At 59.7% G+C, this 26,580-nt stretch carries 31 protein-coding genes and 1 tRNA gene; 17 read left to right on the top strand and 15 right to left on the bottom strand.

The window, feature by feature from the left end; translation table 11 throughout:
* Positions 1-112: 112 nt before the first annotated feature.
* From NTD89_RS23960 to hemA, 6 genes are all read right to left on the bottom strand, one after another.
* The gene (locus NTD89_RS23960) at positions 113-631 is read right to left on the bottom strand and encodes an acyloxyacyl hydrolase (RefSeq protein ID WP_145165577.1); all 519 of its coding nucleotides are present in this window, start codon (positions 629-631) and stop codon (positions 113-115) included.
* Positions 632-742: 111 nt separating this feature from the next.
* On the bottom strand, positions 743-1,537 hold the full coding sequence (murI, locus tag NTD89_RS23955) for a glutamate racemase (RefSeq protein ID WP_242194843.1): 795 nt from the start codon (positions 1,535-1,537) through the stop codon (positions 743-745).
* The gene (moeB, locus tag NTD89_RS23950) at positions 1,530-2,285 is read right to left on the bottom strand and encodes a molybdopterin-synthase adenylyltransferase MoeB (protein ID WP_262210054.1); all 756 of its coding nucleotides are present in this window, start codon (positions 2,283-2,285) and stop codon (positions 1,530-1,532) included. The genes murI and moeB overlap by 8 nt, the downstream gene beginning before the upstream one ends.
* Positions 2,279-3,109, bottom strand: a complete 831-nt coding sequence (prmC, locus tag NTD89_RS23945) for a peptide chain release factor N(5)-glutamine methyltransferase (protein ID WP_262210053.1) — start codon at positions 3,107-3,109, stop codon at positions 2,279-2,281. The genes moeB and prmC overlap by 7 nt, the downstream gene beginning before the upstream one ends.
* Positions 3,110-4,192, bottom strand: coding sequence for a peptide chain release factor 1 (gene prfA, locus NTD89_RS23940; protein WP_262210051.1), 1,083 nt, complete (start codon positions 4,190-4,192; stop codon positions 3,110-3,112).
* Positions 4,189-5,478, bottom strand: a complete 1,290-nt coding sequence (gene hemA, locus NTD89_RS23935; RefSeq protein ID WP_106578558.1) for a glutamyl-tRNA reductase — start codon at positions 5,476-5,478, stop codon at positions 4,189-4,191. The genes prfA and hemA overlap by 4 nt, the downstream gene beginning before the upstream one ends.
* A gap of 182 nt (positions 5,479-5,660) precedes the next feature.
* Between hemA and NTD89_RS23930 the strand changes: the two genes are divergently transcribed.
* From NTD89_RS23930 to hrpT, 17 genes are all read left to right on the top strand, one after another.
* Positions 5,661-7,385 (top strand): tetratricopeptide repeat protein, encoded by a 1,725-nt coding sequence (locus NTD89_RS23930; RefSeq protein ID WP_262210049.1) that lies wholly within the window; start codon positions 5,661-5,663, stop codon positions 7,383-7,385.
* A 4-nt stretch (positions 7,386-7,389) separates the two neighbouring features.
* A complete protein-coding gene (gene lolB / locus NTD89_RS23925; protein ID WP_177016585.1) occupies positions 7,390-8,007 on the top strand; it encodes a lipoprotein insertase outer membrane protein LolB in 618 nt (205 codons plus the stop codon).
* A gap of 50 nt (positions 8,008-8,057) precedes the next feature.
* Complete coding sequence (gene ispE / locus NTD89_RS23920) at positions 8,058-8,861, top strand: 4-(cytidine 5'-diphospho)-2-C-methyl-D-erythritol kinase (RefSeq protein ID WP_256676513.1); 804 nt, start codon at positions 8,058-8,060, stop codon at positions 8,859-8,861.
* Between the two features lie 36 nt (positions 8,862-8,897).
* A tRNA-Gln gene (locus tag NTD89_RS23915) sits at positions 8,898-8,972 on the top strand.
* Between the two features lie 46 nt (positions 8,973-9,018).
* The gene (locus tag NTD89_RS23910; protein WP_003208392.1) at positions 9,019-9,960 is read left to right on the top strand and encodes a ribose-phosphate pyrophosphokinase; all 942 of its coding nucleotides are present in this window, start codon (positions 9,019-9,021) and stop codon (positions 9,958-9,960) included.
* A gap of 138 nt (positions 9,961-10,098) precedes the next feature.
* Complete coding sequence (locus NTD89_RS23905; protein ID WP_106578554.1) at positions 10,099-10,701, top strand: 50S ribosomal protein L25/general stress protein Ctc; 603 nt, start codon at positions 10,099-10,101, stop codon at positions 10,699-10,701.
* A 168-nt stretch (positions 10,702-10,869) separates the two neighbouring features.
* Positions 10,870-11,454 carry an aminoacyl-tRNA hydrolase gene (gene pth / locus NTD89_RS23900; protein ID WP_262210047.1) on the top strand — a complete coding sequence of 195 codons (585 nt, stop codon included), beginning with the start codon at positions 10,870-10,872 and terminating at the stop codon, positions 11,452-11,454.
* A 21-nt stretch (positions 11,455-11,475) separates the two neighbouring features.
* Positions 11,476-12,576, top strand: a complete 1,101-nt coding sequence (gene ychF, locus NTD89_RS23895; RefSeq protein ID WP_101266309.1) for a redox-regulated ATPase YchF — start codon at positions 11,476-11,478, stop codon at positions 12,574-12,576.
* Positions 12,577-12,880: 304 nt separating this feature from the next.
* Positions 12,881-13,795, top strand: a complete 915-nt coding sequence (locus tag NTD89_RS23890; RefSeq protein WP_262210145.1) for a sigma 54-interacting transcriptional regulator — start codon at positions 12,881-12,883, stop codon at positions 13,793-13,795.
* A gap of 259 nt (positions 13,796-14,054) precedes the next feature.
* Entirely contained in the window at positions 14,055-14,222 is a 168-nt protein-coding gene (locus NTD89_RS23885) for a hypothetical protein (RefSeq protein WP_157986803.1), read from the top strand.
* Positions 14,223-14,308: 86 nt separating this feature from the next.
* Positions 14,309-14,674, top strand: a complete 366-nt coding sequence (locus tag NTD89_RS23880) for a hypothetical protein (RefSeq protein WP_262210045.1) — start codon at positions 14,309-14,311, stop codon at positions 14,672-14,674.
* A gap of 4 nt (positions 14,675-14,678) precedes the next feature.
* Entirely contained in the window at positions 14,679-15,464 is a 786-nt protein-coding gene (sctJ, locus tag NTD89_RS23875) for a type III secretion system inner membrane ring lipoprotein SctJ (RefSeq protein WP_262210044.1), read from the top strand.
* Complete coding sequence (locus tag NTD89_RS23870; protein ID WP_145165556.1) at positions 15,457-16,038, top strand: type III secretion protein; 582 nt, start codon at positions 15,457-15,459, stop codon at positions 16,036-16,038. Before sctJ ends, NTD89_RS23870 begins: the two co-directional genes overlap by 8 nt.
* Positions 16,016-16,621 (top strand): type III secretion system stator protein SctL, encoded by a 606-nt coding sequence (sctL, locus tag NTD89_RS23865; protein WP_145165554.1) that lies wholly within the window; start codon positions 16,016-16,018, stop codon positions 16,619-16,621. The genes NTD89_RS23870 and sctL overlap by 23 nt, the downstream gene beginning before the upstream one ends.
* Before the next feature lie 91 nt (positions 16,622-16,712).
* Complete coding sequence (locus NTD89_RS23860; protein ID WP_145165552.1) at positions 16,713-16,946, top strand: hypothetical protein; 234 nt, start codon at positions 16,713-16,715, stop codon at positions 16,944-16,946.
* A 263-nt stretch (positions 16,947-17,209) separates the two neighbouring features.
* Positions 17,210-19,342, top strand: coding sequence for a type III secretion system outer membrane ring subunit SctC (gene sctC / locus NTD89_RS23855; RefSeq protein WP_262210043.1), 2,133 nt, complete (start codon positions 17,210-17,212; stop codon positions 19,340-19,342).
* A complete protein-coding gene (hrpT, locus tag NTD89_RS23850; RefSeq protein WP_119736448.1) occupies positions 19,339-19,542 on the top strand; it encodes an HrpT family type III secretion system protein in 204 nt (67 codons plus the stop codon). The genes sctC and hrpT overlap by 4 nt, the downstream gene beginning before the upstream one ends.
* 94 nt (positions 19,543-19,636) lie before the next feature.
* Here the strand turns inward: hrpT and sctU are convergent, their stop codons facing one another.
* Genes sctU through NTD89_RS23805 form a run of 9 tightly spaced genes read right to left on the bottom strand, consistent with a single transcriptional unit; the run spans position 19,637 to position 26,563 of the window.
* Positions 19,637-20,734 carry a type III secretion system export apparatus subunit SctU gene (sctU, locus tag NTD89_RS23845; RefSeq protein ID WP_262210042.1) on the bottom strand — a complete coding sequence of 366 codons (1,098 nt, stop codon included), beginning with the start codon at positions 20,732-20,734 and terminating at the stop codon, positions 19,637-19,639.
* Positions 20,731-21,519, bottom strand: a complete 789-nt coding sequence (gene sctT / locus NTD89_RS23840) for a type III secretion system export apparatus subunit SctT (protein WP_145165604.1) — start codon at positions 21,517-21,519, stop codon at positions 20,731-20,733. The genes sctU and sctT overlap by 4 nt, the downstream gene beginning before the upstream one ends.
* A 10-nt stretch (positions 21,520-21,529) precedes the next feature.
* On the bottom strand, positions 21,530-21,793 hold the full coding sequence (gene sctS / locus NTD89_RS23835; RefSeq protein ID WP_058411467.1) for a type III secretion system export apparatus subunit SctS: 264 nt from the start codon (positions 21,791-21,793) through the stop codon (positions 21,530-21,532).
* Positions 21,794-21,800: 7 nt separating this feature from the next.
* Complete coding sequence (gene sctR, locus NTD89_RS23830) at positions 21,801-22,454, bottom strand: type III secretion system export apparatus subunit SctR (RefSeq protein ID WP_145165544.1); 654 nt, start codon at positions 22,452-22,454, stop codon at positions 21,801-21,803.
* Positions 22,451-23,464 (bottom strand): FliM/FliN family flagellar motor switch protein, encoded by a 1,014-nt coding sequence (locus NTD89_RS23825; protein ID WP_262210021.1) that lies wholly within the window; start codon positions 23,462-23,464, stop codon positions 22,451-22,453. The genes sctR and NTD89_RS23825 overlap by 4 nt, the downstream gene beginning before the upstream one ends.
* A complete protein-coding gene (locus tag NTD89_RS23820) occupies positions 23,461-23,919 on the bottom strand; it encodes a type III secretion system HrpP C-terminal domain-containing protein (RefSeq protein ID WP_262210020.1) in 459 nt (152 codons plus the stop codon). Before NTD89_RS23820 ends, NTD89_RS23825 begins: the two co-directional genes overlap by 4 nt.
* Positions 23,891-24,328, bottom strand: a complete 438-nt coding sequence (sctO, locus tag NTD89_RS23815) for a type III secretion system stalk subunit SctO (RefSeq protein ID WP_262210019.1) — start codon at positions 24,326-24,328, stop codon at positions 23,891-23,893. The genes NTD89_RS23820 and sctO overlap by 29 nt, the downstream gene beginning before the upstream one ends.
* On the bottom strand, positions 24,315-25,673 hold the full coding sequence (locus NTD89_RS23810) for a FliI/YscN family ATPase (RefSeq protein WP_315975618.1): 1,359 nt from the start codon (positions 25,671-25,673) through the stop codon (positions 24,315-24,317). The genes sctO and NTD89_RS23810 overlap by 14 nt, the downstream gene beginning before the upstream one ends.
* On the bottom strand, positions 25,670-26,563 hold the full coding sequence (locus tag NTD89_RS23805; protein WP_262210018.1) for an FHA domain-containing protein: 894 nt from the start codon (positions 26,561-26,563) through the stop codon (positions 25,670-25,672). Before NTD89_RS23805 ends, NTD89_RS23810 begins: the two co-directional genes overlap by 4 nt.
* Between the last annotated feature and the right edge of the window lie 17 nt (positions 26,564-26,580).

Raw genomic sequence — 26,580 nt, 5'->3', positions numbered from 1 at the left:
AATGTGCGAGCTGGCTTGCCTGCGATAGCATCACTTCGGTGTAACTGATAGACCGAGGTGTCTGCATCGCAGGCAAGCCAGCTCCCACATTACTCAGCAGGTGCCTGATGATTTACAACGGCAAGGTGTAGTGCAACGAGTAGCTCTCTACCCCATCGTTATTGCTGCTGATGCCCGCGTTGGAATAGTGCGTGGCACGAATGCCCACCTCATGCCCACCGGTAAAACGCAAACCAAAGCCCAGGCGGTCTTCGAACTGGAAGGACTGGCCGATGTTGTTGTCTTCCAGGCGTGTGCGCGAGAACGCGGCCACGCCGATGCCGGCCTCGATGTAAGGTTTTACCGATGCCCCGGCAAACTCATACACAAATACCGGCGAGAACGACAGGCTGCTGGCGCCCGCACGTTTGTCGCCTTCCCAGTAGGTGTACGCGCCGCTCCAGTAGCCGGTCAACCGGCCGGTATCGCTCTGCCACCAGCTTTTATCCCAATCCGATGTCAGCCCCAACCGATAGGTCATGGTCGAATCGCTGGTGCTCCCCACACCAAATTCCAGGCCAGCGGCCTGGGCCGAAACAGAGTGTCCTACCACGGCGGCCGCAATCGCAGCCAAACAGAACAAGCGCTTCATAAGAAACAGTCCTTGAGAACGAAGTTGTATGGTTTGGTACAAGCTAACTCGCTATAGAAGCGCGCGCATAGCCAGAAGTTCAGCGTCTAACCCCGGTATTTCACGAATTTTTCACGCGTCGAAGCTTCGCACAACTCCGGAATGTTTCCATAGTGTAGGTAGGATATTTCTTAAATGATCGACGTTACCGCTCGTCCAGAACCGGGCCGGCTCAGGGTTGCCGCTGGCCAGCAGGTCACGCTCGCCCAGCAAACGCTTGAGCTGGCGTGCCACGGCAGCGCCGGTATCGATCAGGATGATGCTCGGGGCAAGCATCTGCGCCAGAAGCGGCTTGAGGAAGGGATAGTGGGTGCAGCCCAGAATGATCGTGTCGCAGCCGGCGCTGAGCAGCGGTTCGACATAGCCGCGCAACATCTGGCGCAGTTCGGGGCTGTCGAGGTCGCCGCTTTCAATCAACTCCACCAGGCCCGGGCATGGCTGGGTGATCACACGCACGTCGGTGGCGAAGCGATCGAGCAAAGCGGCGAACTTGGCGCTTTGCAGGGTGCCAGTGGTGGCGAGAACACCCACCACGCCGCTGCGAGTGGCGGCGGCGGCGGGTTTGACGGCGGGCTCCATGCCTACCAGGGGCCAGTCGGGATAGTCCTGGCGCAAATCGGCGACGGCGGCGACGGTCGCCGTGTTGCAGGCAATCACAAACGCCTTGGCGCCTTGCTCGCGGAAAAATTCGGCGACACGCCGGGAGCGCTCAAGAATGAATGCCGGGGTTTTCTCGCCGTAGGGGATATGCCCGCAATCAGCCACGTACAGCAGCGACTCATGGGGCAATAACTGCTGAATTTCGTCCAGCACGGTCAAGCCGCCGATGCCGGAATCGAACACACCGATGGGCGCGCTCTTAACCATGCTGCGTCCCGCACACGCTGCAACCGGGGTCGCGCTTGACGCGCAGTTCGCGAAAACGTGTGGTCAACGCATCAATCAGCAACAAGCGGCCCACCAGCGGCTCACCGAAACCGGCCAGCAATTTCATGGCTTCCAGTGCTTGCAGGCTGCCGACCACGCCAACCAACGGACCGACGACGCCGGCTTCGCTGCAGGTCAGTTCGGTGTCGCTGCCGTGCCCATATAAACAGTGGTAACACGGGCTGTCGGCGCGACGCGGGTCGAACACCGACAATTGCCCTTCCAGGCGAATCGCCGCGCCGCTGATCAACGGCTTGGCGGCGGCAACACAGGCCGCGTTCACCGCTTCACGGGTGGAGAAGTTGTCGCTGCAATCGAGCACCACGTCCACCGCCGCTACCGCCGCGGCCAGTGAATCGGCATCCAGCGCTGCGCGGTGAGCAAGCAGTTTGACTTCAGGGTTGATCGCCGCGAGACGACGCAGGGCCGAATCGACCTTGGTCTGTCCGACACTCTCGGTGTCGTGGATGATCTGACGTTGCAGATTGGTCAGGTCGACAGTGTCAAAGTCCGCCAGGTGCAGCTCGCCTACACCGGCTGCCGCCAGGTACAGCGCCACCGGCGCGCCCAGCCCGCCCAGGCCAATGATCAACGCGCGGGCGTTTTTCAGGCGCAATTGGCCGTCGATGTCGACATGTTGCAACAGAATCTGTCGGCTATAGCGCAACAGCTCCTGGTCGGTCAGCACGGCCGGCGCCCCAGGGTGATGCGTTCGTGGTCACCGAGGTCAAGGCGGCTGTGCACCTCTTCAAAGCCTGCGCCAAGCAGCAGGTCACGCACGGCCGCCGCCTGATCGTAGCCATGTTCGAGTAACAGCCAGCCAGCCGCATTCAAGTGGGCTGGAGATTCGGCGATGATCAACCGCAAGTCATCCAGGCCATCATGCCCCGCCACCAGCGCGCTGGCCGGTTCAAAACGCACGTCGCCGGCCACCAGATGGGGATCGTTATCGGCAATGTACGGCGGGTTGCTGATGATCAGGTCGAAGGTTTGATCTTGCAGGGCGCTGAACCAATGACTGTTCAACACTGTGGCGTTTTTCAGGTGCAGGCGCTGGCGATTGCGTTCAGCCAGGGCCACGGCTTCGAGCACGCGGTCAACCGCCGTGACCTGCCAGGCCGGACGTTCGCTGGCCAGGGCCAGGGCGATGGCGCCGCTGCCGGTGCCCAGGTCCAGAACCTTGGCAGGCGTGGCGGGCAACAGTTCCAGCGCGGCTTCCACCAATAGCTCGGTTTCCGGACGCGGGATCAGCGTGTGAGGCGCGACCTCCAGGTCCAGCTTCCAGAAGCCTTGCTGGCCGAGGATATACGCCACCGGCTCACCGCCACGACGACGTTGCAAATAGTCGGCAAAGGTCAGCGCATGTTCGCTGCTGACGATTTTTTCCGGCCAGGTGTGCAGGTAGCTGCGCGATTTACCCAAGGCCGCAGCCAGCAACAACTCCACATCCAGACGCGCAGTGGGCGAGTCGGGCAGGTCTGCGGCGCGCAGCAGGCTGGCAATGATGGTCATTTATTCACCTATCGCCGCCAATTGGTCGGCCTGGTATTCGGCGAGCAACGGTTCGATCACTGCATCCACACCGCCAGCAAGAATCTCGTCGAGGGAGTAAAGCGTGAGGTTGACCCGGTGGTCGGTGACCCGGCCCTGGGCAAAGTTGTAGGTACGGATGCGCTCGGAGCGGTCGCCCGAACCCACCAGCAACTTGCGCTCGCTGGCAATCGCGTTAGCGGCGGCGCTGGTCTGCTGGTCGTTGAGCTTGGCCGACAGCCAGGACATGGCCCGCGCACGGTTCTTGTGCTGGGAACGTTCTTCCTGGCACTCCACCACGATGCCCGACGGCAAGTGCGTGATGCGGATCGCCGAGTCGGTCTTGTTGACGTGCTGACCACCGGCGCCCGATGAGCGGTAGGTGTCGACACGCAAGTCCGCCGGATTGATCTCGATGGCTTCCTGCTCGTCGGGCTCTGGCAACACGGCCACGGTGCACGCCGAGGTGTGGATACGGCCTTGGGATTCTGTCGCCGGCACCCGCTGCACACGGTGTGCCCCGGATTCGAATTTCAGTTTGCCGTAGACGTTATCGCCTTCAACCCGCGCGATAACTTCTTTATAGCCGCCGTGTTCGCCTTCGTTCTCGGACAGAATCTCGACGCGCCAACCACGACGCTCAGCGTAGCGCGAGTACATGCGGAACAGGTCGCCAGAGAAGATCGCCGCCTCGTCGCCACCGGTGCCGGCACGGATTTCGAGGAACACGTTGCGCCCGTCGTTGGGGTCTTTGGGCAGCAGCATGCGCTGCAGGTCGCCTTCCAGCTCAGCCAGTTTTTCCTTGGCCTCGCGAACTTCTTCCACGGCCATTTCGCGCATGTCCGGGTCGCTGTCCTTGAGCAGCGCCTGGGCGCCTTCGAGGTCGGCCTGCACTTTCATCAGGTGTTTGTAGGTGACCACAATCGGCTCAACTTCGGCGTATTCCTTGGAATAGGCGCGGAACTTGGCCTGATCGGAGATGACCTCGCCATCGCCGAGCAAGGCGGTCAGTTCTTCGAAACGGTCCTGGAGCACGTCCAGTTTATTGAGCAGTGACGCTTTCATTGCGGTTTTTTATCCGAAGAGCTATCTGACGCGCCCTCACCGAGGGCAAAGAGTTCCTGGGCCATGGCCAGCGCATCAAGGCGGCCTTCGGCGGTAAGCTTTTTCAACTGAACGCTGGGGGCGTGAAGCAACTTGTTGGTCAGGCCACGCGCCAGTTGCATCAGCACCTCTTCGGCGCTGCTGCCGTTGGCCAGCAGACGCTGGGCCTTGATCAATTCCTCGTCACGCAGGCGTTCGCCCTGCTGACGATACGCCTTGAGCACGTCGACCGCCGCCAGTTCGCGCAGGCGCACCATGAAGTCTTCGGCGCCGGTGCTGACCATTTCCTCGGCGGCCTGGGCGGCGCCCTGGCGACTCTTGAGGTTTTCGGCAACCACTTCGTGCAGATCGTCGACGCTGTAGAGGTAAACGTCGTCCAACTCGCCGACTTCTGGCTCGATGTCGCGGGGAACAGCGATATCCACCATGAAGATCGGTTTGTGCTTGCGCAGCTTCAGCGCGCTCTCGACCGCGCCTTTGCCAAGAATCGGCAACTGGCTGGCGGTGGAGCTGATGACGATATCGCTGCGCACCAGTTCAGCCGGGATATCCGACAGCAGCACGGCGTGGGCGCCAAACTGCTCGGCAAGAATGCTCGCGCGTTCCAGGGTTCGGTTGGCGACCACAATGCGCTTCACACCCAGGTCGTGCAGATGGCGCGCCACCAGAGTGATGGTTTCACCGGCGCCGATCAGCAAGGCCTGGCTGCGCTGCAAGTCGCTGAAAATCTGTTTGGCCAGGCTGACGGCGGCAAACGCTACGGACACCGGGTTTTCACCGATGGCAGTGTCGGTGCGCACCTGCTTGGCCGAGTTGAAAGTGGCCTGGAACAGCCGCCCCAGCAGTGGCCCCACGGTGCCGGCCTCGCGGGCCACGGCATAGGCGGATTTCATCTGGCCAAGGATCTGCGGTTCGCCCAACACCAGCGAGTCGAGCCCTGAGGCGACGCGCATCATGTGACGAACTGCCGCATCCTCTTCGTGCACATACGCACTGGCGCGCAGGTCATCGAGGCTTAAATGGTGATAATCGGCCAGCCAGCGCAGCACCCCATCCGCTGAAAGATGTTCCTGCTCTATATAAAGCTCACTGCGATTGCAGGTCGAAAGGATCGCAGCTTCGCGGCTGTCGGTGAGCCGGCAGAGCTGCTGCAAGGCCTCAACCAACTGCTCTGGCGTAAACGCCACGCGCTCGCGCACGTCTACGGAAGCAGTCTTGTGGTTAATACCGAGTGCGAGGAAGGCCATTCAATATCGCTGATGATGTCGGGAAGCCGACAATTGTCCTACTTCGAAAGATCCAGAACAACCACCGTCGTCTATTGTCCTAGTAGCTTATGCCTATAAAGGCGCCAACTGAGACTCGGTTATGTTTGGCCGAAGGCTTGTGTCATGATGATCCGACCGCAGGTTAGTCGTCCTCTTCCTATATGAATAGATCTTCCGCGTTGCTCCTTGCTTTTGTCTTCCTCAGCGGCTGCCAGGCCTTGGCACCCGTGTCGCCGGACGGTACGCCGCCGGTTGAAGACAGCACCCCCGCCCCTGAAAAGCCCAAGGTTTATTCCTCGTTCAATGAAGAAACGATCTACAGCCTGCTGACCGCGGAACTCGCCGGCCAGCGCAATCGTTTCGATATTGCCCTGGATAACTACGTGACCCAGGCCATCAACACCCAGGATCCGGGCATTTCGGAGCGCGCGTTTCGCATCGCCGAATACCTGGGCGCTGACCAGGCTGCGCTGGACACCTCGCTGATCTGGGCGAGAAACGCACCGGACGACCTGGAAGCGCAGCGGGCCGCGGCCATTCAACTGGCGCGCGCGGGGCGCTATGACGACTCCATGGTCTATATGGAGAAAGTCCTGCTGGGCAAGGGCGACACGCATTTCGACTTCCTCGCGCTGTCGGCTGCCGACACCGACCAGGACACGCGCAATGGCCTGATGAAGAGTTTCGACCGCCTGCTGCAAAAACACCCAAAGAACAGCCAACTGATTTTCGGCAAGGCGTTACTGCTGCAACAGGATGATGAAGCCGACGCCGCACTCAAGCTGCTGGAGCAGAACCCGCCGGAAGACGGCGAGATCGCACCGATTTTGCTGCGTGCGCGCCTGCTGCAGAACCTCAATCGCGGCAAGGAAGCGATTCCTCTGCTGGAAAAGAGCATCAAGAAGTATCCGGACGACAAGCGCCTGCGCCTGACCTATGCGCGCACGCTGGTTGAGCAGGACCGTATGGACGACGCCAAGGTGCAGTTCGCCAATCTGGTCCAGCAATACCCGGACGACGATGAATTGCGCTACTCCCTGGCCCTGGTATGCCTGGAAGCCAAGGCCTGGGACGAGGCCAAGGGCTATCTGGAAGAGCTGATCCAACGCGAAAGCCATGTGGACTCGGCGCACCTGAACCTCGGCCGTATCGCTGAAGAGCGCAACGACCCGCAGGCGGCGCTGCTTGAGTACGCTCAGGTCGGCCCTGGCAACGACTACCTGCCGGCCCAATTGCGCCAGGCTGACATCCTGATGAGCAACGGCCGCACCGACGAGGCGGAAAAACGCCTGGCCGCAGCGCGCGATGCCGAACCGGACTACGCGATCCAGCTGTACCTGATCCAGGCCGAAACCTTATCGGCCAACAAGCAGGGCGAACGCGCCTGGAAATTGCTGCAACAAGCCTTGCTGCAATACCCCGACGATTTGAATCTGCTGTACACCCGCGCCATGCAGGCGGAAAAACGCAATGACCTGGCGCAGATGGAAAAAGACCTGCGCCTGATCATCAAGCGTGACCCGGACAACGCCATGGCGCTGAACGCCCTGGGTTACACCTTGTCCGACCGTACGACGCGCTACGCCGAAGCCAAGGTGCTGATCGAGCAAGCCCACAAGCTAAATCCGGAAGACCCGGCCGTGCTCGACAGCCTGGGCTGGGTCAATTACCGCCTGGGCAACCTGGACGAAGCCGAACGTTTGCTGCGCCAGGCACTGGAACGCTTCCCCGACCAGGAAGTGGCCGCCCACCTTGGCGAAGTGCTGTGGGCCAATGGCAAGCAGCGCGAAGCGCGACAAATCTGGGAAAAATTCCTCAAGGAACAACCCGAAAGCCCTATCCTGCGCGGCACCATCAAGCGCCTGACCGGATCCGAGACCCTTTAAGCTTATGTTCTTGCGCCACGTCATTGTTTTCAGCTTCATCGCCCTGCTCGCCGGTTGCGCGGGTTTCGGCGCCCGCGAATCCGTTGAAGGCCAGGGCAACCCGGCGCAATGGAAACAACACAAGGATCAGCTCAGCAGCATTGATGGCTGGCAGATCGAAGGCAAGGTCGGGGTTCGCGCGCCAAAAGATTCCGGCAGCGGCACGTTGTTCTGGCTGCAGCGCCAGGACTATTACGACATTCGCCTGTCCGGCCCACTTGGCCGCGGCGCAGCTCGCCTGACGGGACGCCCGGGGCAAGTCAGCCTGGAAGTGGCCAACCAGGGACGCTATGAAGCGGCGTCGCCGGAAGAATTGCTGGAGCAGCAAATGGGCTGGAAGCTGCCCGTTTCGCACCTGGTGTGGTGGGTTCGCGGTTTGCCCGCGCCGGACAGCAAAAGTCGCCTGAGCCTCAATGGCGACAGTCGGCTGGCCACGCTGGAACAGGATGGCTGGCAGGTGGAGTACCTCAGCTACGTGCAACAAAGCGGTTACTGGCTGCCCGAGCGCATTAAGCTGCATGGCACCGACCTTGATGTCACGCTGGTGATCAAGGACTGGCAACCGCGCAAGCTGGGGCAATAAACGTGACTGTTACAACGCTGACGCTGCCCTCCCCCGCCAAACTCAATTTGATGCTGCACATTCTGGGTCGCCGTGAAGACGGCTACCACGAGCTGCAGACGCTGTTTCAATTTCTGGACTACGGCGACGAACTGACCTTCGCCGTACGCGATGATGGCGTGATTCAGTTGCACACCGAATTCGAAGGCGTGCCCCACGACAGCAACCTGATTGTGAAGGCCGCGAAAAAACTTCAGGAACAATCCGGTTGCACCCTGGGCATCGACATCTGGATCGATAAAATTTTGCCTATGGGTGGCGGCATTGGTGGTGGCAGCTCAAATGCCGCGACGACGTTGCTCGGCCTCAATCACTTGTGGCAACTGGGTTGGGACCACGATCGCCTGGCTACGCTGGGCCTGACGCTGGGCGCTGACGTCCCGGTTTTCGTGCGTGGGCACGCCGCTTTTGCCGAGGGCGTGGGTGAGAAACTCACCCCGGAATACCCCGAAGAGCCGTGGTATGTCGTGCTTGTTCCGCAAGTATCTGTAAGTACAGCAGAAATTTTTTCAGATCCACTGTTGACACGTAACTCTCCTCCCATTAAAGTGCGCCCCGTTCCCAAGGGAAACAGTCGAAATGACTGCTTACCGGTTGTAGCAAGGCGTTATCCAGAGGTACGTAACGCTTTGAATTTGTTAGGTAAATTTACCGAAGCAAAATTAACCGGAACTGGAAGTTGTGTGTTTGGGGGCTTCCCAAGCAAAGCTGAAGCTGATAAAGTCTCGGCCCTTCTTACAGAGACCCTTACAGGGTTTGTAGCAAAGGGAAGCAACGTTTCGATGTTGCATCGCAAGCTGCAAAGTCTGCTCTAAAGGAACCGAGTACTGGGTACTCGTTGCAACAGATACAGGGGCGTCGCCAAGCGGTAAGGCAGCAGGTTTTGATCCTGCCATGCGTTGGTTCGAATCCAGCCGCCCCTGCCATTTTCTAATACTCATCCAGGTTACCCTCAGCCTCTAGGTACTGCGCGTGTCCAAGATGATGGTCTTTACGGGGAACGCCAACCCCGATCTGGCTCGACGTGTCGTACGTCAGCTGCATATCCCTCTCGGTGACATCTCTGTCGGTAAGTTCTCCGACGGCGAAATTACAGCCGAGATCAATGAAAACGTCCGCGGTAAAGATGTCTTCATTATTCAGCCGACCTGCGCTCCGACCAACGATAACCTGATGGAACTCGTCGTGATGGCTGATGCCTTCCGCCGCTCCTCAGCGACTCGAATCACAGCTGTAATCCCTTACTTTGGTTATGCCCGTCAGGATCGCCGTCCGCGTTCCGCACGTGTGGCTATCAGCGCGAAAGTCGTTGCTGACATGCTGACCGTGGTAGGCATCGACCGTGTTCTCACGGTTGACCTGCACGCTGACCAAATTCAGGGGTTCTTCGATATCCCGGTAGATAACATCTACGGCTCCCCAGTATTGGTGGATGACATCGAAGACCAGCGCTTTGAAAACCTGATGATCGTGTCCCCGGACATTGGTGGCGTCGTGCGTGCACGGGCCGTTGCCAAATCCCTGGGCGTTGACCTCGGGATCATCGACAAACGCCGTGAGAAAGCCAATCACTCTGAAGTGATGCATATCATCGGTGATGTCGAAGGGCGTACCTGTATTCTGGTTGATGACATGGTCGACACCGCCGGCACACTGTGCCACGCGGCGAAAGCCCTGAAAGAGCACGGTGCCGCAAAAGTCTTCGCCTACTGCACACACCCTGTGCTGTCGGGCCGAGCGATCGAGAACATCGAGAACTCCATGCTGGACGAACTGGTGGTGACTAACACCATCCCGTTGTCCGCAGCAGCTCAAGCCTGTTCGCGTATCCGTCAACTGGATATCGCACCGGTAGTTGCCGAGGCGGTTCGCCGCATCAGCAACGAAGAATCGATCAGCGCGATGTTCCGTTAAGGTTCACACCTTAGCGACCTCAACCTGACGAAAAGCGCCCCGCCCCAGCATACTGTTGGGGCGGGGCTTTTTTGCCCATATCGCCTTTAGCGCTGGTCGCAAACGCTGGGGCGAATGTGGTTATTTTGGAGATACAACATGAACGATTTTACTTTGAATGCTGAACTGCGTTCCGACCTGGGGAAAGGTGCGAGCCGCCGCCTGCGTCGTCTCGCAAGCCTGGTTCCAGCTGTAGTTTACGGTGGCGAAAAAGCCCCTGAATCCATCAGCATGCTGGCTAAAGAAATCGCCAAACTGCTCGAAAACGATGCTGCTTACAGCCACGTTATCGAACTGAACGTTGGCGGCACCAAGCAAAACGTGATCATCAAAGCTCTGCAACGTCACCCGGCCAAAGGCCACGTGCTGCACGCTGACTTTGTACGCGTTGTAGCCGGTCAGAAACTGACCGCTATCGTTCCAGTGCACTTCGTTGGCGAAGAAGCTCCGGTCAAGAAAGGCGGCGAGATCTCGCACGTCCTGAACGAAATCGAAGTGACCTGCCTGCCGAAAGACCTGCCTGAGTTCATCGAAGTCGACCTGTCGGCTCTGGAAATCGGCGCCATCGTTCACCTGTCCGACCTCAAGGCCCCTAAAGGCGTTGAATTTGTCGCACTGGCTCACGGTGATGACAAAGCTGTTGCCAACGTTCACGCTCCACGCGTTGCTCCAGAAGCTGAAGAAGAAGGCGCTGCAGAGTAATTCACTCTGTATTGCCGGAGCTTGAGGAAACATCGCGGACCGAAACGTAGCGAGAAAGCGGGCGATAACGCGGCGTTTACTCTTGAGTAAATGATCTCTTGTCGTCCACTTTCGCCGCACGCAGGTTGCGGCGATGTTATCCACAACTCCAAAGGAAGGGCCCCTGTCGTGACTGCCATTAAACTGATCGTTGGCCTGGGAAATCCAGGCGCCGAATACGAACAGACCCGGCATAACGCGGGGGCCCTTTTTGTTGAGCGTATCGCCCACGCCCAAGGCGTAAACCTTGTGGCCGATCGCAAATATTTTGGCCTGACCGGACGCTTTTCGCATCAAGGTCAGGATGTTCGTCTGCTGATTCCCACCACCTACATGAACCGCAGCGGCCAAGCCGTCGCGGCGCTTGCGGGCTTCTTCCGGATCAAACCCGAAGAAATCCTGGTGGCCCATGACGAACTGGACCTGCCACCCGGCGTTGCCAAACTCAAGTTGGGCGGCGGGCATGGCGGGCACAATGGCCTGCGCGACATCATCGCGCAGCTGGGCAATCAGAATAATTTTTACCGTCTGCGGCTCGGCATTGGCCACCCAGGCGTTGCCAGTATGGTTTCAAATTTCGTCCTGGGTCGTGCGCGACGCGCCGAACAGGAAAAACTCGATGCCAGCATCGACTTTGCCCTCGGCGTGCTGCCGGATATCTTCGCCGGTGAATGGAACCGTGCGATGAAAAACCTGCACAGCCAGAAGGCCTGACTCTTACCGAGGGGAAACACCATGGGATTCAATTGCGGCATCGTCGGCCTGCCCAACGTCGGCAAATCCACCCTGTTCAACGCCTTGACCAAGTCCGGTATTGCGGCGGAGAACTTCCCCTTCTGCACCATCGAACCCAACAGCGGTATCGTGGCCATGCCGGACCCGCGCTTGCAGGAGCTGGCGGCTATCGTCAATCCAAAGCGCATCCTGCCGACCACCATGGAATTCGTCGACATCGCAGGCCTGGTGGCCGGCGCGTCGAAAGGTGAAGGCCTGGGCAACAAGTTCCTGGCCAACATCCGTGAAACCGATGCCATCGCCCACGTGGTCCGCTGCTTTGAAGACGAGAACGTGATTCACGTCTCCAACAGCGTCGACCCGAAGCGCGACATCGAGATCATCGACCTGGAACTGATCTTCGCCGACCTCGACAGCTGCGAGAAACAACTGCAGAAAGTCGCGCGTAACGCCAAGGGCGGCGACAAGGATGCCGTGGTCCAGAAAGGCCTGCTGGAGCAATTGATCGCTCACTTCACCCTGGGCAAGCCAGCGCGCAGCCTGATGAAGAGCATGAATGCCGATGAAAAAGCAGTGATCAAAGGCTTCCACCTGCTGACCACCAAGCCGGTGATGTACATCGCCAACGTCGCTGAAGACGGCTTTGAGAACAACCCGTTGCTCGACGTGGTCAAGGCCATCGCCGAGGAAGAAGGCGCGATCGTGGTGCCGGTGTGCAACAAGATCGAAGCCGAAATTGCCGAGCTGGATGACGGCGAAGAAAAAGACATGTTCCTCGAGGCGCTGGGCCTGGAAGAGCCTGGCTTGAACCGTGTGATCCGCGCCGGCTACGAAATGCTGCACCTGCAGACTTACTTCACCGCCGGTGTCGAAGAAGTCCGCGCCTGGACCGTCAAAGTCGGCGCCACCGCGCCACAGGCTGCCGGCGTAATCCACACCGACTTCGAAAAAGGCTTTATCCGCGCCGAAGTCATCGCCTACAACGACTTCATCCAGTACAAGGGTGAAGCCGGCACCAAGGAAGCCGGTAAGTGGCGCCTTGAAGGCAAGGAATACATCGTCAAAGATGGCGACGTCATGCACTTCCGTTTCAACGTATAAGTAAACCTTGCGGTCATTGCCGCAAACAAAAAGCCGATGCACTGCATCGGCTTTTTTGTGGGCGACTACTTATGGACGTTCATCCGAACATTCCGAAACTTAAGATTCCTCCTATTAACCCTTAATATTTTACTGACTACGCCCCCAAGCAAAATAACCCCCAAACCTATCTCATTTCTCCTACGCCTTGCGCGTAAGTTCCTACTTCAGAACAACAATAAAAAAACTATAATTTGCGACCTGCTGGCCTTTGCCTGTCGACCGTTGCCTGAATGATGCACAGTGATAATGGAGCACTTACTTGATGTCGGATGCCTACCATAGGGAAGTTGAAACAGACATCTCAATCAGTGACACCTCAGGTATTGAAAACACCCTTAACAGCACAGCGTCACTCAATATCGACATTCTGCTATTAGGGGAAACCGGCACAGGGAAAGACACCTTGGCCCAACGGGTCCATCGCTTGTCGGGGCGGCGCGGTAACTTCATTGCCGTGAACTGCGCCGCTATCCCGGAAAGCCTCGCGGAGAGCCAATTGTTCGGGGTCAACAGTGGCGCCTTTACCGGCGCCATGCAATCGCGGGCCGGCTTTGTCGAGGCGGCTCACCTGGGCACCTTGTACCTCGATGAGGTCGACAGCATGCCATTGAGCCTGCAGGCCAAACTGCTGCGGGTGCTGGAGTCGCGGGGCGTTGAGCGGCTGGGTTCAACCCGCTTCATCCCGGTGGACATGCGCGTCATTGCCTCGGCCCAGCAGTCACTGCACCACATGGTCGAATCAGGCACCTTCAGGCGTGACCTGTACTTTCGCCTGAATGTCGTCAGCCTCGAACTTCCGGCCTTGCGGCACCAGCGGGAACGCATCATTCCGCTGTTCATGAAGATGGTCCGGGAAGAAGCCGAGCACTTCAAATGCCCCGCTCCGACGGTTCCCGGCCCGCTGTTGCAACAACTGCTGTGCCACGCCTGGCTGGGCAATATTCGCGAATTACGTTCGTCCGCCAAGCGGTTCGTGCTGGGCCTGCCACCATTCTCCACGCCCATGAGCAACCCGCACGATGGCGAACTGAGCCTGAAGGAACGCCTGCAACAAATCGAAAAAGCACTGATTGAAGAGTCGTTGCGGCGCAATGATCATTGCGTGGATATCACCGCAATTGAATTAGGCGTCGCCAAACGCACGCTCTACCACCGAATTAAACAACTCGACTTATAACCGAGCAGTGTAACTGGCACATTGCGGCAGAACTTAGCCATTCGCACCTGCCTGGGCACTTTAGCGCATGTGCACAATTAAGTATTACAACAATGACTTCACAAAAAAAAAATCGCACTAGAAATAATTTTAAACATATAAATACTGGAACGCTTTATTTCCTTCCACCACTTATAAGTGGGTGACTTCACAGCCACTCAACACGTGACGGTAGCTAACACTCGCTATCAGACTTCATTTGAAATCAAGAAGGTGATCTATGTCCTCAATCTCAGGTATTGGTGGTTCCAGCGCGGGTAACCAGGCGCAACTGGACGCAATCAACGCAGATAAAGAAAGGAAAGTCGTCGAAGAGGCCAAGAAGACTGCTGAACAAGAACTGACTACCGCGAAAGCGGGCCGCATTAAGTCTTTGCGATTCGCGTAAGTCAGACTGACCTCCTCTGCCCCGGTCGAGGAGGTTTTTCATCGTCACGAGGCACGTAACACTCGATACGTTCGATGGAGGTTCACATGTACATCACCACCCCAGGGCAACCGGAAAACGGCAGCATCCTCTCTCAAGCCGAGGCGCCTGGCGCGATCAACCGGGCGTCTGACATCAACTTTTTCAACGCCCAACTCAGCCAGACCGAGCCGCCCGTGAAAGGCATCGTGCCTGCGGTGGCGTCCACCGCTCAGGCGTGGAGCGCGACAGCGTCGGACGCTTTATCCAGACGCGTATCCAAAGGCTTTCGTGACGCGAGCCTGAACAAAAAGACCAAGGACGCGAACGAGTTCCCCCAGTCGCTCGCCGAAGCGCATATCGACGTGATGTCACGCGTCAAGGTCATCGGCGCCGTCGCGAAAGGCGTCGACAAAATTTCAAGCATGGGATAGCTGCATGTACCGCCGCCTAACCGCCCCATTCTTGTTTTCATTAGCGTTGATGCTGTCCGGTTGTGGTGACAGCGTAGAGCTGCATCGCAATATTTCTGAGCAGGAAGCCAACGAAGTCATCGCGGAGCTGGCAGACAAGCAAATCCGGGCCCAGAAGGTGCCAGGCAAAGACGGGGTCGCTGTTCGGGTCAAGGCCAGTGACATCAGCCGAGCTGTGCGTACCCTGGACGCGGCGGGGCTGCCCAAAACGGCCCGGTCGACGCTGGGGGATATCTTTCGCAAGGAAGGCGTCATCTCCACCCCGCTGGAAGAGCGCGCACGCTACATCTACGCGCTGTCCCAGGAGCTGGAATCGACCTTGTCCAACATAGACGGTGTGATCGTCGCGCGTGTGCATGTGGTACTGCCTGAGCGCGTCGCGCCAGGCGAGCCGGTACAGCCAGCCTCCGCCTCGGTCTTCATCAAGCACGACCCGCGGCTGGACCCGGACAATATCAATCCGCGCGTGCGCAGACTGGTGGCCAGCAGCATCCCGGGCATGGCCTCGGCCATAGACAACACGACAAAACTGACCGTCATTTTTGTACCGGCCACCGCCTACACCGAGCAGCAACAGCTGACCTACCTCGGCCCTTTTCTGGTGCCCGAGCAAGACCTTGGTTTCTGGCGCGCCAGCCTGATTGCGCCGCTGATCATCGCTCTGTCAGCAGGCATCGCCTGGCTGTTCTGGCGCCGCAGGAAAGTCTCCACACTCACCCCCGAAAGCACGCCGGCACACGCCCATGAGTGACGACCTCAGCTGGGTAAAATGGTGGGCGTTCCCATGGAAAAACGCCCACATCGACTGGCTCACGCAAACGGGGTTTGTGGAAACCGCAGCGCTTTCACGCGCCTATCATCGCCGCGTGAGCAGCCTGTTCGGCATCGCGCCCGAGCTTGCCCCTCCCACGTCTCCAGCCCTCCTCCAATGGGTGTTGAGCAGCGCACAACAACGCGACCTCGCACTGACACTGGTGAATGAGGTGTACAACGCGCCCCACGACAGCCGGTTGAATCAAGAGCAGCTGCTGTGGTGCCAGCGCCTGGCCAAGGCACTGCCCACGGGCTCAGCACCGGTGAACGTCGACGACCCATTGCACTACCTGCGCGCGTGGGTCGCTCCCAATGTCTGGCAGCGGCTACGCCTGAATTTTGCCCGCCCAAGGGTGCTGGCCTTGGAGCAGCATCCTCGCCTGGCGGACACGCACGGACGGCTGGATACCCTGTGGAAAGCCACGATCTGGCGCGCAACCTCCACCGCTGTCGATGACGCGCCGCCCGCCCCTCGCGAGAAACCCGACCATGTTTTGCGCCCACACGATTGAGCTGAACACCCCCGCCCACGCACTGCCCACGGCCCTGATCCCCAGGGAAATGCTGTCTGACTACACCCAGGCCCGTCAGCTGTTGGAACACGCAGAAACTCAAGCGCAGACGCGCATCAGCCAGGCCCAGGCCCAATGCGAAAAGATACTCGAACGTGCCAGCGATGAGTTCTGGCAACGCGCCAATGCCCAGCTGCACCGCTGGGAGTCAGAGCGCCAGGCAATGCTGGCGAGTTTGGAGCAGGTCGCAAGCTCAGTCATCAACGCGGCCATTCAAACCCTGCTGGAGGAGACTGTGCCCGTTCAACGCCTCACGACACTGCTCAACAAACTGCTGGAGGCGCAACTGCCCACCGTTGAGGCGCACCTGGTGTGCAACCCGCAGGACCGTGAACACGTCGAGCTATGGCTCAACCTTCACAGCAGCGTGCCCTGGACGCTTCGAGTCGAAGACGGGATCGCCGCCCAGTCGCTGCTGCTTGAGACAGAAGATGGCGGGTTTCATATCAACTGGGCGCATGCCCTCGACAACCTGGTGGCGATTCCACCCTTGGCCAAATCAAGTGACACCTTTGCTGGGTAAATGCTGTTCTTTTTAACCACACAGGCCTGTTGTTGGAACTGGTGAGCAATCTGCCGCCACACAGGGATACACACCCACTGGAGATAACGCCATGAATACTGACTCACGCGTACTCAGCAGTCTCTACAGGCAGCAATCCCAAGCCGAAAAAAACCTCGACCAGATCAGCGCCGACATTCCGTACAGCGAAGCAAGCGAAGACAGCGCGCGGCTCTTCGAACAACTCATTGAGGAAAAGTCCGCCCTGGTTAACAACTTTGCCGTGAGTTCGACCTACCTCAGCTACAAACACGAGACGGTTAAATCGGCCATCAATGTCGTTTAGTGGCTGGCAGCAAACGCTGACTGTTGGCTTGGGCGGTCGTGAACAGAACAGGCGGCGGCTCGAACCGCAAGTCAGCACTTGCCCAGGTTCGCGCCACGCGCCCTCTCTGGTGGGTGCAATGCCTGCCACTTGATTGCAAACCCTTGAAGTCCCTCTCAACCAACGTGACACCTGGCGCGGCGCAACCGCGCGCCTGACAACGGCTGGGCGCAAATCCGGCCCACTTCATTACGACGCTTTCGCACTGAAACAGAGAACCTGTCATGTATAGCAAGATCAACAAGCACACCGGCTTGCGTTTAAACTCGCCCGCGGCTCTGGCAAAACGCGCCCACTGGCGTTGTTTGCTTGCGCTGCCCTTGTTGTTGGCGCCGCTGCACAGCCCCCTCGCCGCCATCCCCTCCGAATGGAAAAACACCGCCTACGCCTATGAAGCCGAGCATAAGCCCCTGCGGGATGTGCTGGAGGACTTTGCTCAAACGTTTGGCACGCAACTGCAAGTCGACGGTCTGCTGGAGGGCATCGTAAATGGCAAGATACGCGCCAATACCCCGCAGTCGTTACTCGACAGGCTGGGCGTTGAACACCGCTTTCAATGGTACTTGTACAACAACACCCTCTATATCAGCACCCTGGACCTGCAAGAGTCCGCGCGCCTGGAGGTTTCTTCCGAGACCGTCGCCGACCTCAAACGGGCCTTGACCGATATCGGCTTGCTCGACAGTCGTTTCGGCTGGGGCGAACTGCCCGATGACGGCGTGGTGCTGGTCTCTGGCCCCAAGCGCTACATCGAACAGATCAAGCAATTCAGCAGCCAGCGTAAGTCACCCGACGAAAAACAAAGCGTACTCAGCTACCCCCTGAAATTCGCCAACGCGGGAGATCGCCAGATCGATTACCGCGGCGAAAAAATAGTCGTCCCTGGCGTCGCCAGCATGCTGCGGGGCTTATTGGAGCCTCGGGCGACGTCATCCCTGTCGACGCTTTCCCCGCGCCCCTCCTCGCAGCCCTCGCCCATCACGCCGAACGTTCCCCGGTTGAGCAATCCCATGCTCGGGCAAATGTTCGGCCAGACAGCGGACCCAGGCCAGTTGGCCTCTGGCGCCACGCTCACCCCGCGCGCTCCGGTGTCGGCAGGCAAAATCCGCGTAGAGGCCGACGTGCGCAACAACGCCGTGCTGATCTACGACCTCCCGGAACGGCAGGCCATGTACCGAGAGCTGATTACCCAGCTCGATGTGGCGCGCAAAATGGTGGAGATCGACGCAATCATCCTCGACATAGAGCGATCCCAACTGCGCGAATTCGGGGTCAACTGGGGCAACAGCCATTTCAGCAGCGACATGAGAATGGCGCCTGGGAGTTCATCGCAGCTGTCGATCGAAAACCGTGACCGCTTCTTTGCCAAGATACGCGCCCTGGAGCAGCGCGGCCTGGCAACCATGGTGTCCAACCCCTCGGTGCTTACCCTGGAAAACCAGCCCTCGGTGATTGACTTCAACCGCACCCAGTACCTGACCGCAGGCACGGAGGTGGCGACGATCCTGCCGATTACCGTCGGTACCAGCCTGCAAGTGATCCCCAGGGTGATTACCACCCGTGGCACTCATCAGGTGCACCTCATGGTGGACATCGAGGACGGCAACTTCGATGAATCCAACCCGGATCGCATCGGCCCCGACGTGCGCCGGGGCAATGTCAGCACCCAGGCGGTGATGGCGGAAAAACGCTCGCTGGTGGTCGGTGGTTTTCATGTCACCGAAAGCACCGACAAGCGCAACAAGGTTCCCTTGCTGGGCGACATACCGCTGCTGGGCAAGGCGCTGTTTTCCTCCAGCGAACGCCAGAACAATCGCCGCGAACGCTTGTTCATCCTGACGCCACGCGTCATCGGCGATCAGGCGGACCCTTCACGGTATTTGCCGCAGGAAGATCAAGTGGAGTTGCAGGCCGCGCTCAAGCCCCTGGCCAGGCGTTACGCCGAACACCCGCCGGTCATCAAGCGCAGTGACATCACCAGCACTCTGGCCAATCTGGTGACCGGGCAAGTGCCCCTGGCCTTCAAGGCAGCACCGATGCCATTGGGCCTGGACACCTTGTGCAACACCCGCGATCTACTGGCCATGAACACCGAGCGCAGCCAGTGGTATGCCGGCCCGCAGTTCAATGTGGCGGTGGTGGTGGTGCGCAATCAGATCAAGCGCAACGTGCGCATCGACGAAAAGGAGTGCAGCAATTCGCAGACCCTGGCCGTCACGGTATGGCCACGTGCCTGGCTCAAACCGGGTGAAGAAGCCGAGGTATTTATCGCCATGCGCCCGGTGGTGAAGGATGAACACATCGGCGTGCCCCGCCCTTCCTTGATCACGCCCACTCAGAAGAGGGTCGCCCCATGAAACGCCACCTGTTGTGCATCACCCTGATCGGCACCGTGCTGCTCATCGCCGGCTGCGCTCCCACGTGCAAAGGCGACTCTTGCTCACGCCCGCAATCGACCAAAGACACCTTGGTAATCTGGTGGCCACCGCAGATGCGCGTCGAGCCCGGCCCTTCCGGAGAGCGCGCGGATTACCAGACAATTTCGCTGGAACGCTGAGTGTTCCGCGATCAACGCCGGCTGTTGTCGGGCCGTCAGGTGAGCAGCGCGGCGGCTCACCTGGCCCTGGCTTCGCGGAGGTTCGGTGCGCTGATCAGCGCACCTCCAGCGCCGGCAACTCCAGGGTTTCGCGCTTGGCCTCATCATCCAGCTCACGCAATGTGCGATAGATCAGCGCCACGGCCTGCAGGGTGTCGCGGGGGATGCTCGCGCCCAGTTTGTTCGTGTAGAGCGTGCGCGCCAGCCACACGCACTGAATCACCGGCACCTCAGCGGCCTTGGCCTGTTGGATCAAGTCGCGCGCCGCGTCGTCCGTGCCTTTGCACACCAGCATGGGCAGCGGCGTCTCACCCGGGCGGTAATACAGCGCCACGGCAAAATGCGTCGGGTTGACCACCAGCATGTCGGCCTCTTCCAGCTTGGGCAGCTTGACCTTCGGTTCCTCCTGGGCCAGCTGCTGGGCCAGCGAACGGCGCTGACCCTTCACATGCGGGTCACCCTCCATGTCTTTGTACTCTTTGACGACCTCGACCTGGGTCATGCGCATGCGCTTGGCGAAGAAGTGTTTTTGCAACGCCAGGTCGATCAGCGCCAGCACCAGCAAAAGCCCCAGGCAGGCATGCAACAAGTGACGGAACAGAACGATCAGCGCCAGGATGTACGTTTGCAGGTCACTGCTGGCCAGGTTAATCAGCGCGCCCAAAGACGGCTTGATCACCACGTACAAAATCACGCCCAGTAGCACTGCCTTGGTGATGCTCATCAACAGATTCATGACCGATTGCGCAGAAAACATCTGTTTGAGCTGCTTGAGGGGGTTGAGCCGATTGAAATCGAGCTTCAAGGTCTCGGGAGCAAACAGGAACCCGAACTGCATCCAACTGCTGATCAGCTTCGCGGCAATGGCCAATCCGGCCATCAACAGGGCGAACGTGAAAAACATCATCAACCCTTCAAACAGCACCGTCTCCAGCGCCCGCGTGAACGGCTGAGCCATACTCGACATTGGCAACACCATCAGTTGCTGAAAGCGCTGCAAACTGGTTTCGGCGGTGAACAACGCCACCTCGCTGATGGCCGTCAACGCCAGCAGCTTGCTGACATCCTGGCTTTGGGAAACCTGGCCTTTCTTGCGTTGATCGCGCAGTTTCTTGGCGGAGGCCGGGTGCTTCTTTTCACCGGAGTCACTCATGGCGTCGAGACCTGGAACATCAGCCCGAGCGAGTGTTTAAGATCGCCAAGCACATTCAAGCGCCCAACGATCAGGTCCTGCAGCAACGCAAAGTACAGCAACAGAATCCCGATACCCGCCAGGCATTTGACCGGCGGCGCCAGCGTGCTCACCTGCAACTGCTGGCTGTAGACCCCCAACAGCGCGATGCCGAACTCCAGAAACATCAGCACCGCAATGAACGGCGCAGCGTAGAGCATCATGTGGGTAAAGGTATCGCCGACCAGGCCCAAGAAAATACTGAAACCATTGACTGCCGGCAGCGGCACCCAAGCGGTGGCCGGCCATAGCAGGTAACTGTCCCAGATCACTTGGGTAAGCACGCTCAAGCCCAGGACGGCGATCAGCAAGTAAATCACCAGCTGTTTGAACAGATGCCCCACGGGCGTTGCATCCGGCCCCAATGACGGGTTGAGCTGGCCACCCGCCAGGGCGCCACGCTGGTTATCCAGCAGCGCGCCAACCGACTCGAACATCCAGAAAGGCATGGCCAGCAAAACCCCGAGCAAAATGCCCAGGGTGACCTCCTTTAGCATCAGCCCGATGATCATCAGCGCCGAATAGTCCTGGCCCGCCAGTACCGCATGGATGCCGGGAGCCGGAATGAACGCCATGACCATTACGATCACATGCCGGGGCATCCCGCGCAGATGCTGGAAACAGAACGCCGGCACCAGGATCGCGCAGGGATAGATACGCGCCATGGCCACCAGCAGGCTGGGTAGATATTCAAGATAAAGCAGCACGTGCATGCCCTCAGTTCAGTGCCGAGCGAGCGATCATGTCGAACATCAGGTTGATCAGTTGAATCAGCTCCACGCCAATCCAGCGCCCCGTCAATATCAGCGTGATGCCCACCGCAACCAGCTTGATGCCAAAGGGCAGGGTCTGATCCTGTATCTGCATCAGGGCTTGCACCAACGACGTCAGCACGCCGACGATCACCGCCACAATCAGCGGCGGTGCCGACAACACCACCACCAGCAGCATGCCCTGCTTGAACAGTACGATCGGTTCCATGGGGCACTCAAAGGTAGGAAAGGAAAAGGCTGTCGAGCAATCGCGACCATCCGGAGACCATGACGAACAACAGCAGTTTGAGCGGCAGGGAAATGGTCATGGGCGAGACCATCTGCATCCCCAGCGCCAACAGCAGGTTGGACACAATCAAATCGATGACGATGAACGGAATGTAGATGAGGAAGCCGATCTCGAACCCGGCCTGCAACTGCGACAGCACAAAGGAGGGGACCAACAGGATCAGGTCATCGCGCTGGGTGCTTTGCGCCATTTCAGGCGGCCACATGCGCGCGGTGTTTTCGTGCATGTGGGTCAACACATCCGGATCGGTGTTGCGTTTCATAAACGCGCGCAGCGGCTGTATGGCCACAAGCCCCGTCTGTTGAAGGGTCTGCACGGTGCTCATGTCCAGGGGCGCGCCCTTGAGGTTTTCGGCGACCTGGTAACCCACGGGGGCCATGATAAACAGCGTAGCGGCCAACGCGATGCCATTGATCGCCATGCTCGGGGGCACCTGCTGCACGCCGATAGCGTTGCGGGTAATCATCAGCACAATGACGATCTTCAAGAACGCGGTGCAGATGATCAGCAGCATCGGCAGCAACGACAACGCACCGAAAAACAGCGCCAGGACAACCGGGTCGACGCCCTGGAATATCATCGCGAAAACACCACGCGAGACACTTGCAAGCCGAGTCGCCCATCCACTTCCACCAATTGCCCCTGACCAATGGGCCGCTCGCCGTAATACAGGCCGGCCATGCCCGGGGCGTACCCGGTAATGCCCAGCACCGCTCCGGGAGCAAGATTGCGCAGTTCGCCCAGGGTCAGGCTCAGGACACCACAGCGCACCGTCAGCGCCATACTCAATTCATCAAAGGGCTCACGGCCAAAGATATCCTCCACCGGCTGATCCTGTTCAGGCCCCGGGTATTCTTCTATTACAAAGTTCTCGTCCATGGACGCTTCCTCAATCGCAATAAGGTTCAGGCACAACGGCCCGGATTCATCGTCAATACGCCCTTGCAGACGGCGACGCCCGATCGGCAAGTGGCCACGGCCCTGCACATCAAAAAAGGCGTGTTCAACCATCAGCACGTCACCCGCACGCACGCTGCGCAACTGCCCGACAGGCAAGCTAAAACGGCCCACGGTCACGGCGATTGCCAAGGGAAACGATGCGGGTAATGAGCTGGCCGTCGACCGCCAAGCGCCCGCCGCACACATCGCCAGCAAGCTCTGCGGGGCCAGCCACAGGTAACCGTCGACCTTGGAGGCTCCCAACAGCACGGTGAAGCGGCAACCAAAGCCCGGCGTTTTGGGTGCAGGCAGCAAGCGCAGATAACCGAACAACGCCACCACTTGGGGGCTGAGGTGATGCTGGAACAATTCCCAGAACCACGACGTTGAGTCATTGCCGGCTTCTGCCAGCGTGACCGGGCATTCGCCCATCAGGCTGAACATCGCCTCGGGTTCCGAGAACCCCAGTACACCGACGGCACTCTCGAAACACACCGGGCTTCGCCCTTCAGGCGCGCGGCCGGGCTCGAGCACAAACGCGCCCTGCTGATCACCAACCTGAAACGGCATGCGTAATCCGCGCCCCAGCCGCTGCAACGCCGCAACCCTTGCCGCCTCAACCAGGGGCGGTGCGACCGCCAACATGATCATGCGGACCCCGTGCTGTTGATGTGGATATCGACAGGCTGGCCCAACGCCTCGGTCAGCCTGTTCTGATAGCGTTTTTGCACCGTGGCGAGCCAATGCGCCGTGCGCGGTTCTTCGGCGTCCAACTCGATGTTCCACGCGCCCGACTGCCGCAGCACACTGGCGTTGATTCGCCCCAGCCGTGGCAGGTAAAGCACCGCCAGCAACGGCCATTGCGTGGCGCCTTGAACGCGCAGCGCCAACTGCCCCGCCAATGCCTCGATCATCAATTTATCCGTCGCCACACGTTGCGCAGGCAGGCTGGAAACGTAACCGCCCTGGCCGTCGTCCTTGGCAAACAGTTGCGCGAATACCTGCACCTGAACCCACGGCACCACGGCCTCAACGCCTCTCTCACGGTCTTCCCTGGGCTCGCGAATGCGCGGCCGCTCAGACCTGCTCACAGGCAATCGTTTCATGACGCTCCTGCACCAGTAACTGGGATAATTCCGAGAGTTTTTCGACCTCGCGCAAATACTGGCTGGCCTGCTTTTGCATGCTGTCGATATGCACCACTTGTTGTTCCTGCTGCCCCTGTAGCGTCTGTAACTGCGCCTCTTCACGCTGCGTGCTGGCGGACAATGAGCGCTCCTGGGTATTCCACGACTTGAGTTCCTGAAACGAGAGCACGTGCCCTTGATGCTTGCTCAATAGCTGCGCCGCTTCCTCGGCCTCCTGCAGGCGAGTGTCCTCAAGGCGCTGCTGCGCCTGCTCAACGTGCAACTGCAGTGCACGCTGATGCCTTTTAGCCTCACCCAATGCGCGCTCGGCCCGGTCCGCGCGGTGTTTGCGCAGACGCCTCAGAGTTTCCAATTCAGAAAGGAACATAGGCGGTCAGCTCCGTCAGCTGATCCAGGGTCGCCGCCATCGGTGAAGGCTCACGCAAGTCCTGGCGCAAAAAGCCATCCACCGCCGCACGGCTGTCCACCGCCAGGTCGGTCAGGGCATCATTGCCGGCCTGGTATTCACCCAGCTTGAGCATCAGCTCGATCTGCTGATACGCCGACAACAAACGGCGCAGCCCGGTCCCCGCCTGGATGTGCTCAGGGGTGGCGACATTGCTCAGAATTCGCGACAGGCTGGCCAGCACATCGACCGCCGGGTAGTGACCGCGCTCGGCCAGCTTGCGCGACAGCACAATATGGCCGTCCAGCAGCGAGCGAACCTCGTCGGCCACGGGGTCACTCATGGAGTCCTGTTCGATCAGCACGGTGTAGATTGCGGTGATGACGCCGTCGCGGGTCAACCCGGCGCGTTCCACCAAACGCGGCAGCAAGCTGTACACCGAAGGCGGCAAGCCCCCGCGCCCCAAGGGCTCGCCGGCGGCCAGGCCGATTTCTCGCTGCGCGCGGGCGAAACGCGTCAAGGAGTCGATCAGCAGCAACACCCGCTTGCCTTGGCGTCGATAGCCCTCAGCCAGCGCCGTTGCGGTGAACGCTGCGCGGGCGCGCTCCATGCTTGAGCGGTCGGATGTCGCGCACACCAGCACGGCCTTGGCGCGCAACTGATCATCCAGTTCATGGTCGAGAAATTCGCGCAGTTCCCTGCCGCGCTCACCGATCAGGCCGAACACAATCACATCGCACTCGACATTACGGGCAATCTCCGCCAGCAACGTGGTCTTGCCACAGCCAGCACCGGCAAACAGGCCCACGCGCTGGCCTTCGCCCAGCGTCAACAGACCATCGATCGAGCGCACCCCGGTCGCCAGGGCCCGGTGGATCCTCGGCCGTTCGGTCGGCAACGGCGCCTCACACAGCACCATGCTCGCATCCGGGCTGTCGGTCTCGGCGAAGGCATTGGGGCCAACGCCCGTAATCGGCCGGCCGAACCCATCCAGCACCTGGCCGAGCAACGCATCACTGACGCGCACTCGATGCGAGACACCCAGACGCTGCACACTGGCGCCCACGCGCACCCCTTCAAGGTTGCCCAAGGCACTGAGCACGGCATCCTGCTGATCGAAGCCGATGATTTCCGCCAGCATGTAGTCGTCGGCAGATTTCTCGACCTGGCACAAGTCGCCAATACGCGCGCTCGGCAACCGGCATTGCAACAACATGCCGTTGACGCGCTGAACCCGACCGCGCAGGGTCACCGGCATCAGGTTGGCCAGCGCCTGGGCCTGGCGCTGCTGCCAGGCATCCAGACGTGCGTTCAGTTCTTCGTTCACCAGCGCACCTCATAACGCCGCGCGCCATCGAACACCACTTTGCTGTTGTCGATCAGCACCAGGCGCAGGCCGTCCACTTCATCGCCGACAAACACCCGGCTGCCCTCTTCCAGGACGACATGGCCATTGGGGCCGCCGACGATCTGCACGATCTTGAACGGCAGCGCGCCGTCGCTGACACGCACACGGCTGATCACCGGCACCGCGCTGTCGAACAGCTCGACAAAACGGCTGAGCATGCGCGACACCAGCTCCACATCGTCCTGCGACACGTCGCCGTTGAGCGCGACCTGGCCATTGATCACTTGCAGGCTGACCCGTTGGCTCAATTCGCGTTCATTGAGCATCTTCAGCAACTGCTGGCGCACCTCAAACGGCGTCGCCAACTCGTGTTTGACCACCACAGCAGGCATCAATGAGGCCTGGGCCTCACGCTCACCCGTGGATGCGATGCCCACCACCACGACGATGATCGCAACCACCAGCGCCACGCTGATCAGGCGCTTTTGCTGCGCGTGCGAGATGGACGAAAGTTGCAGCGCCCGCGGCGCTTCAGGGGCCGGGGCCGGGGCCGCTGGGGCGGGCGCCTCGGGCCATGGCTGATCGGCCCAGGTGACACACAGCCGCACAGCCCCGACCGAAAACGGTACATTCAGCGCCAGGCTCGCAATCTGGGCCAGCACCTGCCCTTCATCACCGTGCAGCAGCCCGGCTTCGGCCTGCACTGACCAGTTTGCGTTGATCAGCCGCAACCGCGCGTGCTGCTCGGCGATGCCTGGATCGTTCAGCATCAGGTCAGCGTCAGGGTGAGCGCCGATGCTCCACTGCTCGCCAAAAAGCGGCAACGCGGCGCCCTGGCGCAGCCCATTGAGCACCCGTAACTCAAACATTATCGAGCGCTCCGACG

Origin of the sequence: Pseudomonas sp. 14P_5.3_Bac1 (assembly GCF_025466135.1) — a bacterium.
Classification (GTDB): Bacteria; Pseudomonadota; Gammaproteobacteria; order Pseudomonadales; family Pseudomonadaceae; genus Aquipseudomonas.
Note: the sequence above shows the minus strand (reverse complement) of the source record. Positions and strands in the feature narration are given on the sequence as shown.

Bases quoted from the DNA above. Each gene is read 5' to 3' on its own strand.
- NTD89_RS23870 (WP_145165556.1), top strand. From the start codon at position 15,457: ATGAGTGACGACCTCAGCTGGGTAAAATGGTGGGCGTTCCCATGGAAA.
- ychF (WP_101266309.1), top strand. From the start codon at position 11,476: ATGGGATTCAATTGCGGCATCGTCGGCCTGCCCAACGTCGGCAAATCC.
- sctJ (WP_262210044.1), top strand. From the start codon at position 14,679: ATGTACCGCCGCCTAACCGCCCCATTCTTGTTTTCATTAGCGTTGATG.
- NTD89_RS23905 (WP_106578554.1), top strand. From the start codon at position 10,099: ATGAACGATTTTACTTTGAATGCTGAACTGCGTTCCGACCTGGGGAAA.
- lolB (WP_177016585.1), top strand. From the start codon at position 7,390: ATGTTCTTGCGCCACGTCATTGTTTTCAGCTTCATCGCCCTGCTCGCC.
- hemA (WP_106578558.1), bottom strand. From the start codon at position 5,478: ATGGCCTTCCTCGCACTCGGTATTAACCACAAGACTGCTTCCGTAGAC.
- prmC (WP_262210053.1), bottom strand. From the start codon at position 3,109: ATGACCATCATTGCCAGCCTGCTGCGCGCCGCAGACCTGCCCGACTCG.
- sctU (WP_262210042.1), bottom strand. From the start codon at position 20,734: ATGAGTGACTCCGGTGAAAAGAAGCACCCGGCCTCCGCCAAGAAACTG.
- sctS (WP_058411467.1), bottom strand. From the start codon at position 21,793: ATGGAACCGATCGTACTGTTCAAGCAGGGCATGCTGCTGGTGGTGGTG.
- NTD89_RS23930 (WP_262210049.1), top strand. From the start codon at position 5,661: ATGAATAGATCTTCCGCGTTGCTCCTTGCTTTTGTCTTCCTCAGCGGC.
- NTD89_RS23890 (WP_262210145.1), top strand. From the start codon at position 12,881: ATGTCGGATGCCTACCATAGGGAAGTTGAAACAGACATCTCAATCAGT.
- sctO (WP_262210019.1), bottom strand. From the start codon at position 24,328: ATGTTCCTTTCTGAATTGGAAACTCTGAGGCGTCTGCGCAAACACCGC.
- NTD89_RS23820 (WP_262210020.1), bottom strand. From the start codon at position 23,919: ATGAAACGATTGCCTGTGAGCAGGTCTGAGCGGCCGCGCATTCGCGAG.
- sctR (WP_145165544.1), bottom strand. From the start codon at position 22,454: ATGATATTCCAGGGCGTCGACCCGGTTGTCCTGGCGCTGTTTTTCGGT.
- NTD89_RS23885 (WP_157986803.1), top strand. From the start codon at position 14,055: ATGTCCTCAATCTCAGGTATTGGTGGTTCCAGCGCGGGTAACCAGGCG.
- prfA (WP_262210051.1), bottom strand. From the start codon at position 4,192: ATGAAAGCGTCACTGCTCAATAAACTGGACGTGCTCCAGGACCGTTTC.
- NTD89_RS23805 (WP_262210018.1), bottom strand. From the start codon at position 26,563: ATGTTTGAGTTACGGGTGCTCAATGGGCTGCGCCAGGGCGCCGCGTTG.
- NTD89_RS23960 (WP_145165577.1), bottom strand. From the start codon at position 631: ATGAAGCGCTTGTTCTGTTTGGCTGCGATTGCGGCCGCCGTGGTAGGA.
- ispE (WP_256676513.1), top strand. From the start codon at position 8,058: ATGCTGCACATTCTGGGTCGCCGTGAAGACGGCTACCACGAGCTGCAG.
- hrpT (WP_119736448.1), top strand. From the start codon at position 19,339: ATGAAACGCCACCTGTTGTGCATCACCCTGATCGGCACCGTGCTGCTC.
- NTD89_RS23825 (WP_262210021.1), bottom strand. From the start codon at position 23,464: ATGATCATGTTGGCGGTCGCACCGCCCCTGGTTGAGGCGGCAAGGGTT.
- murI (WP_242194843.1), bottom strand. From the start codon at position 1,537: ATGGTTAAGAGCGCGCCCATCGGTGTGTTCGATTCCGGCATCGGCGGC.
- NTD89_RS23860 (WP_145165552.1), top strand. From the start codon at position 16,713: ATGAATACTGACTCACGCGTACTCAGCAGTCTCTACAGGCAGCAATCC.
- NTD89_RS23880 (WP_262210045.1), top strand. From the start codon at position 14,309: ATGTACATCACCACCCCAGGGCAACCGGAAAACGGCAGCATCCTCTCT.
- sctC (WP_262210043.1), top strand. From the start codon at position 17,210: ATGTATAGCAAGATCAACAAGCACACCGGCTTGCGTTTAAACTCGCCC.
- sctL (WP_145165554.1), top strand. From the start codon at position 16,016: ATGTTTTGCGCCCACACGATTGAGCTGAACACCCCCGCCCACGCACTG.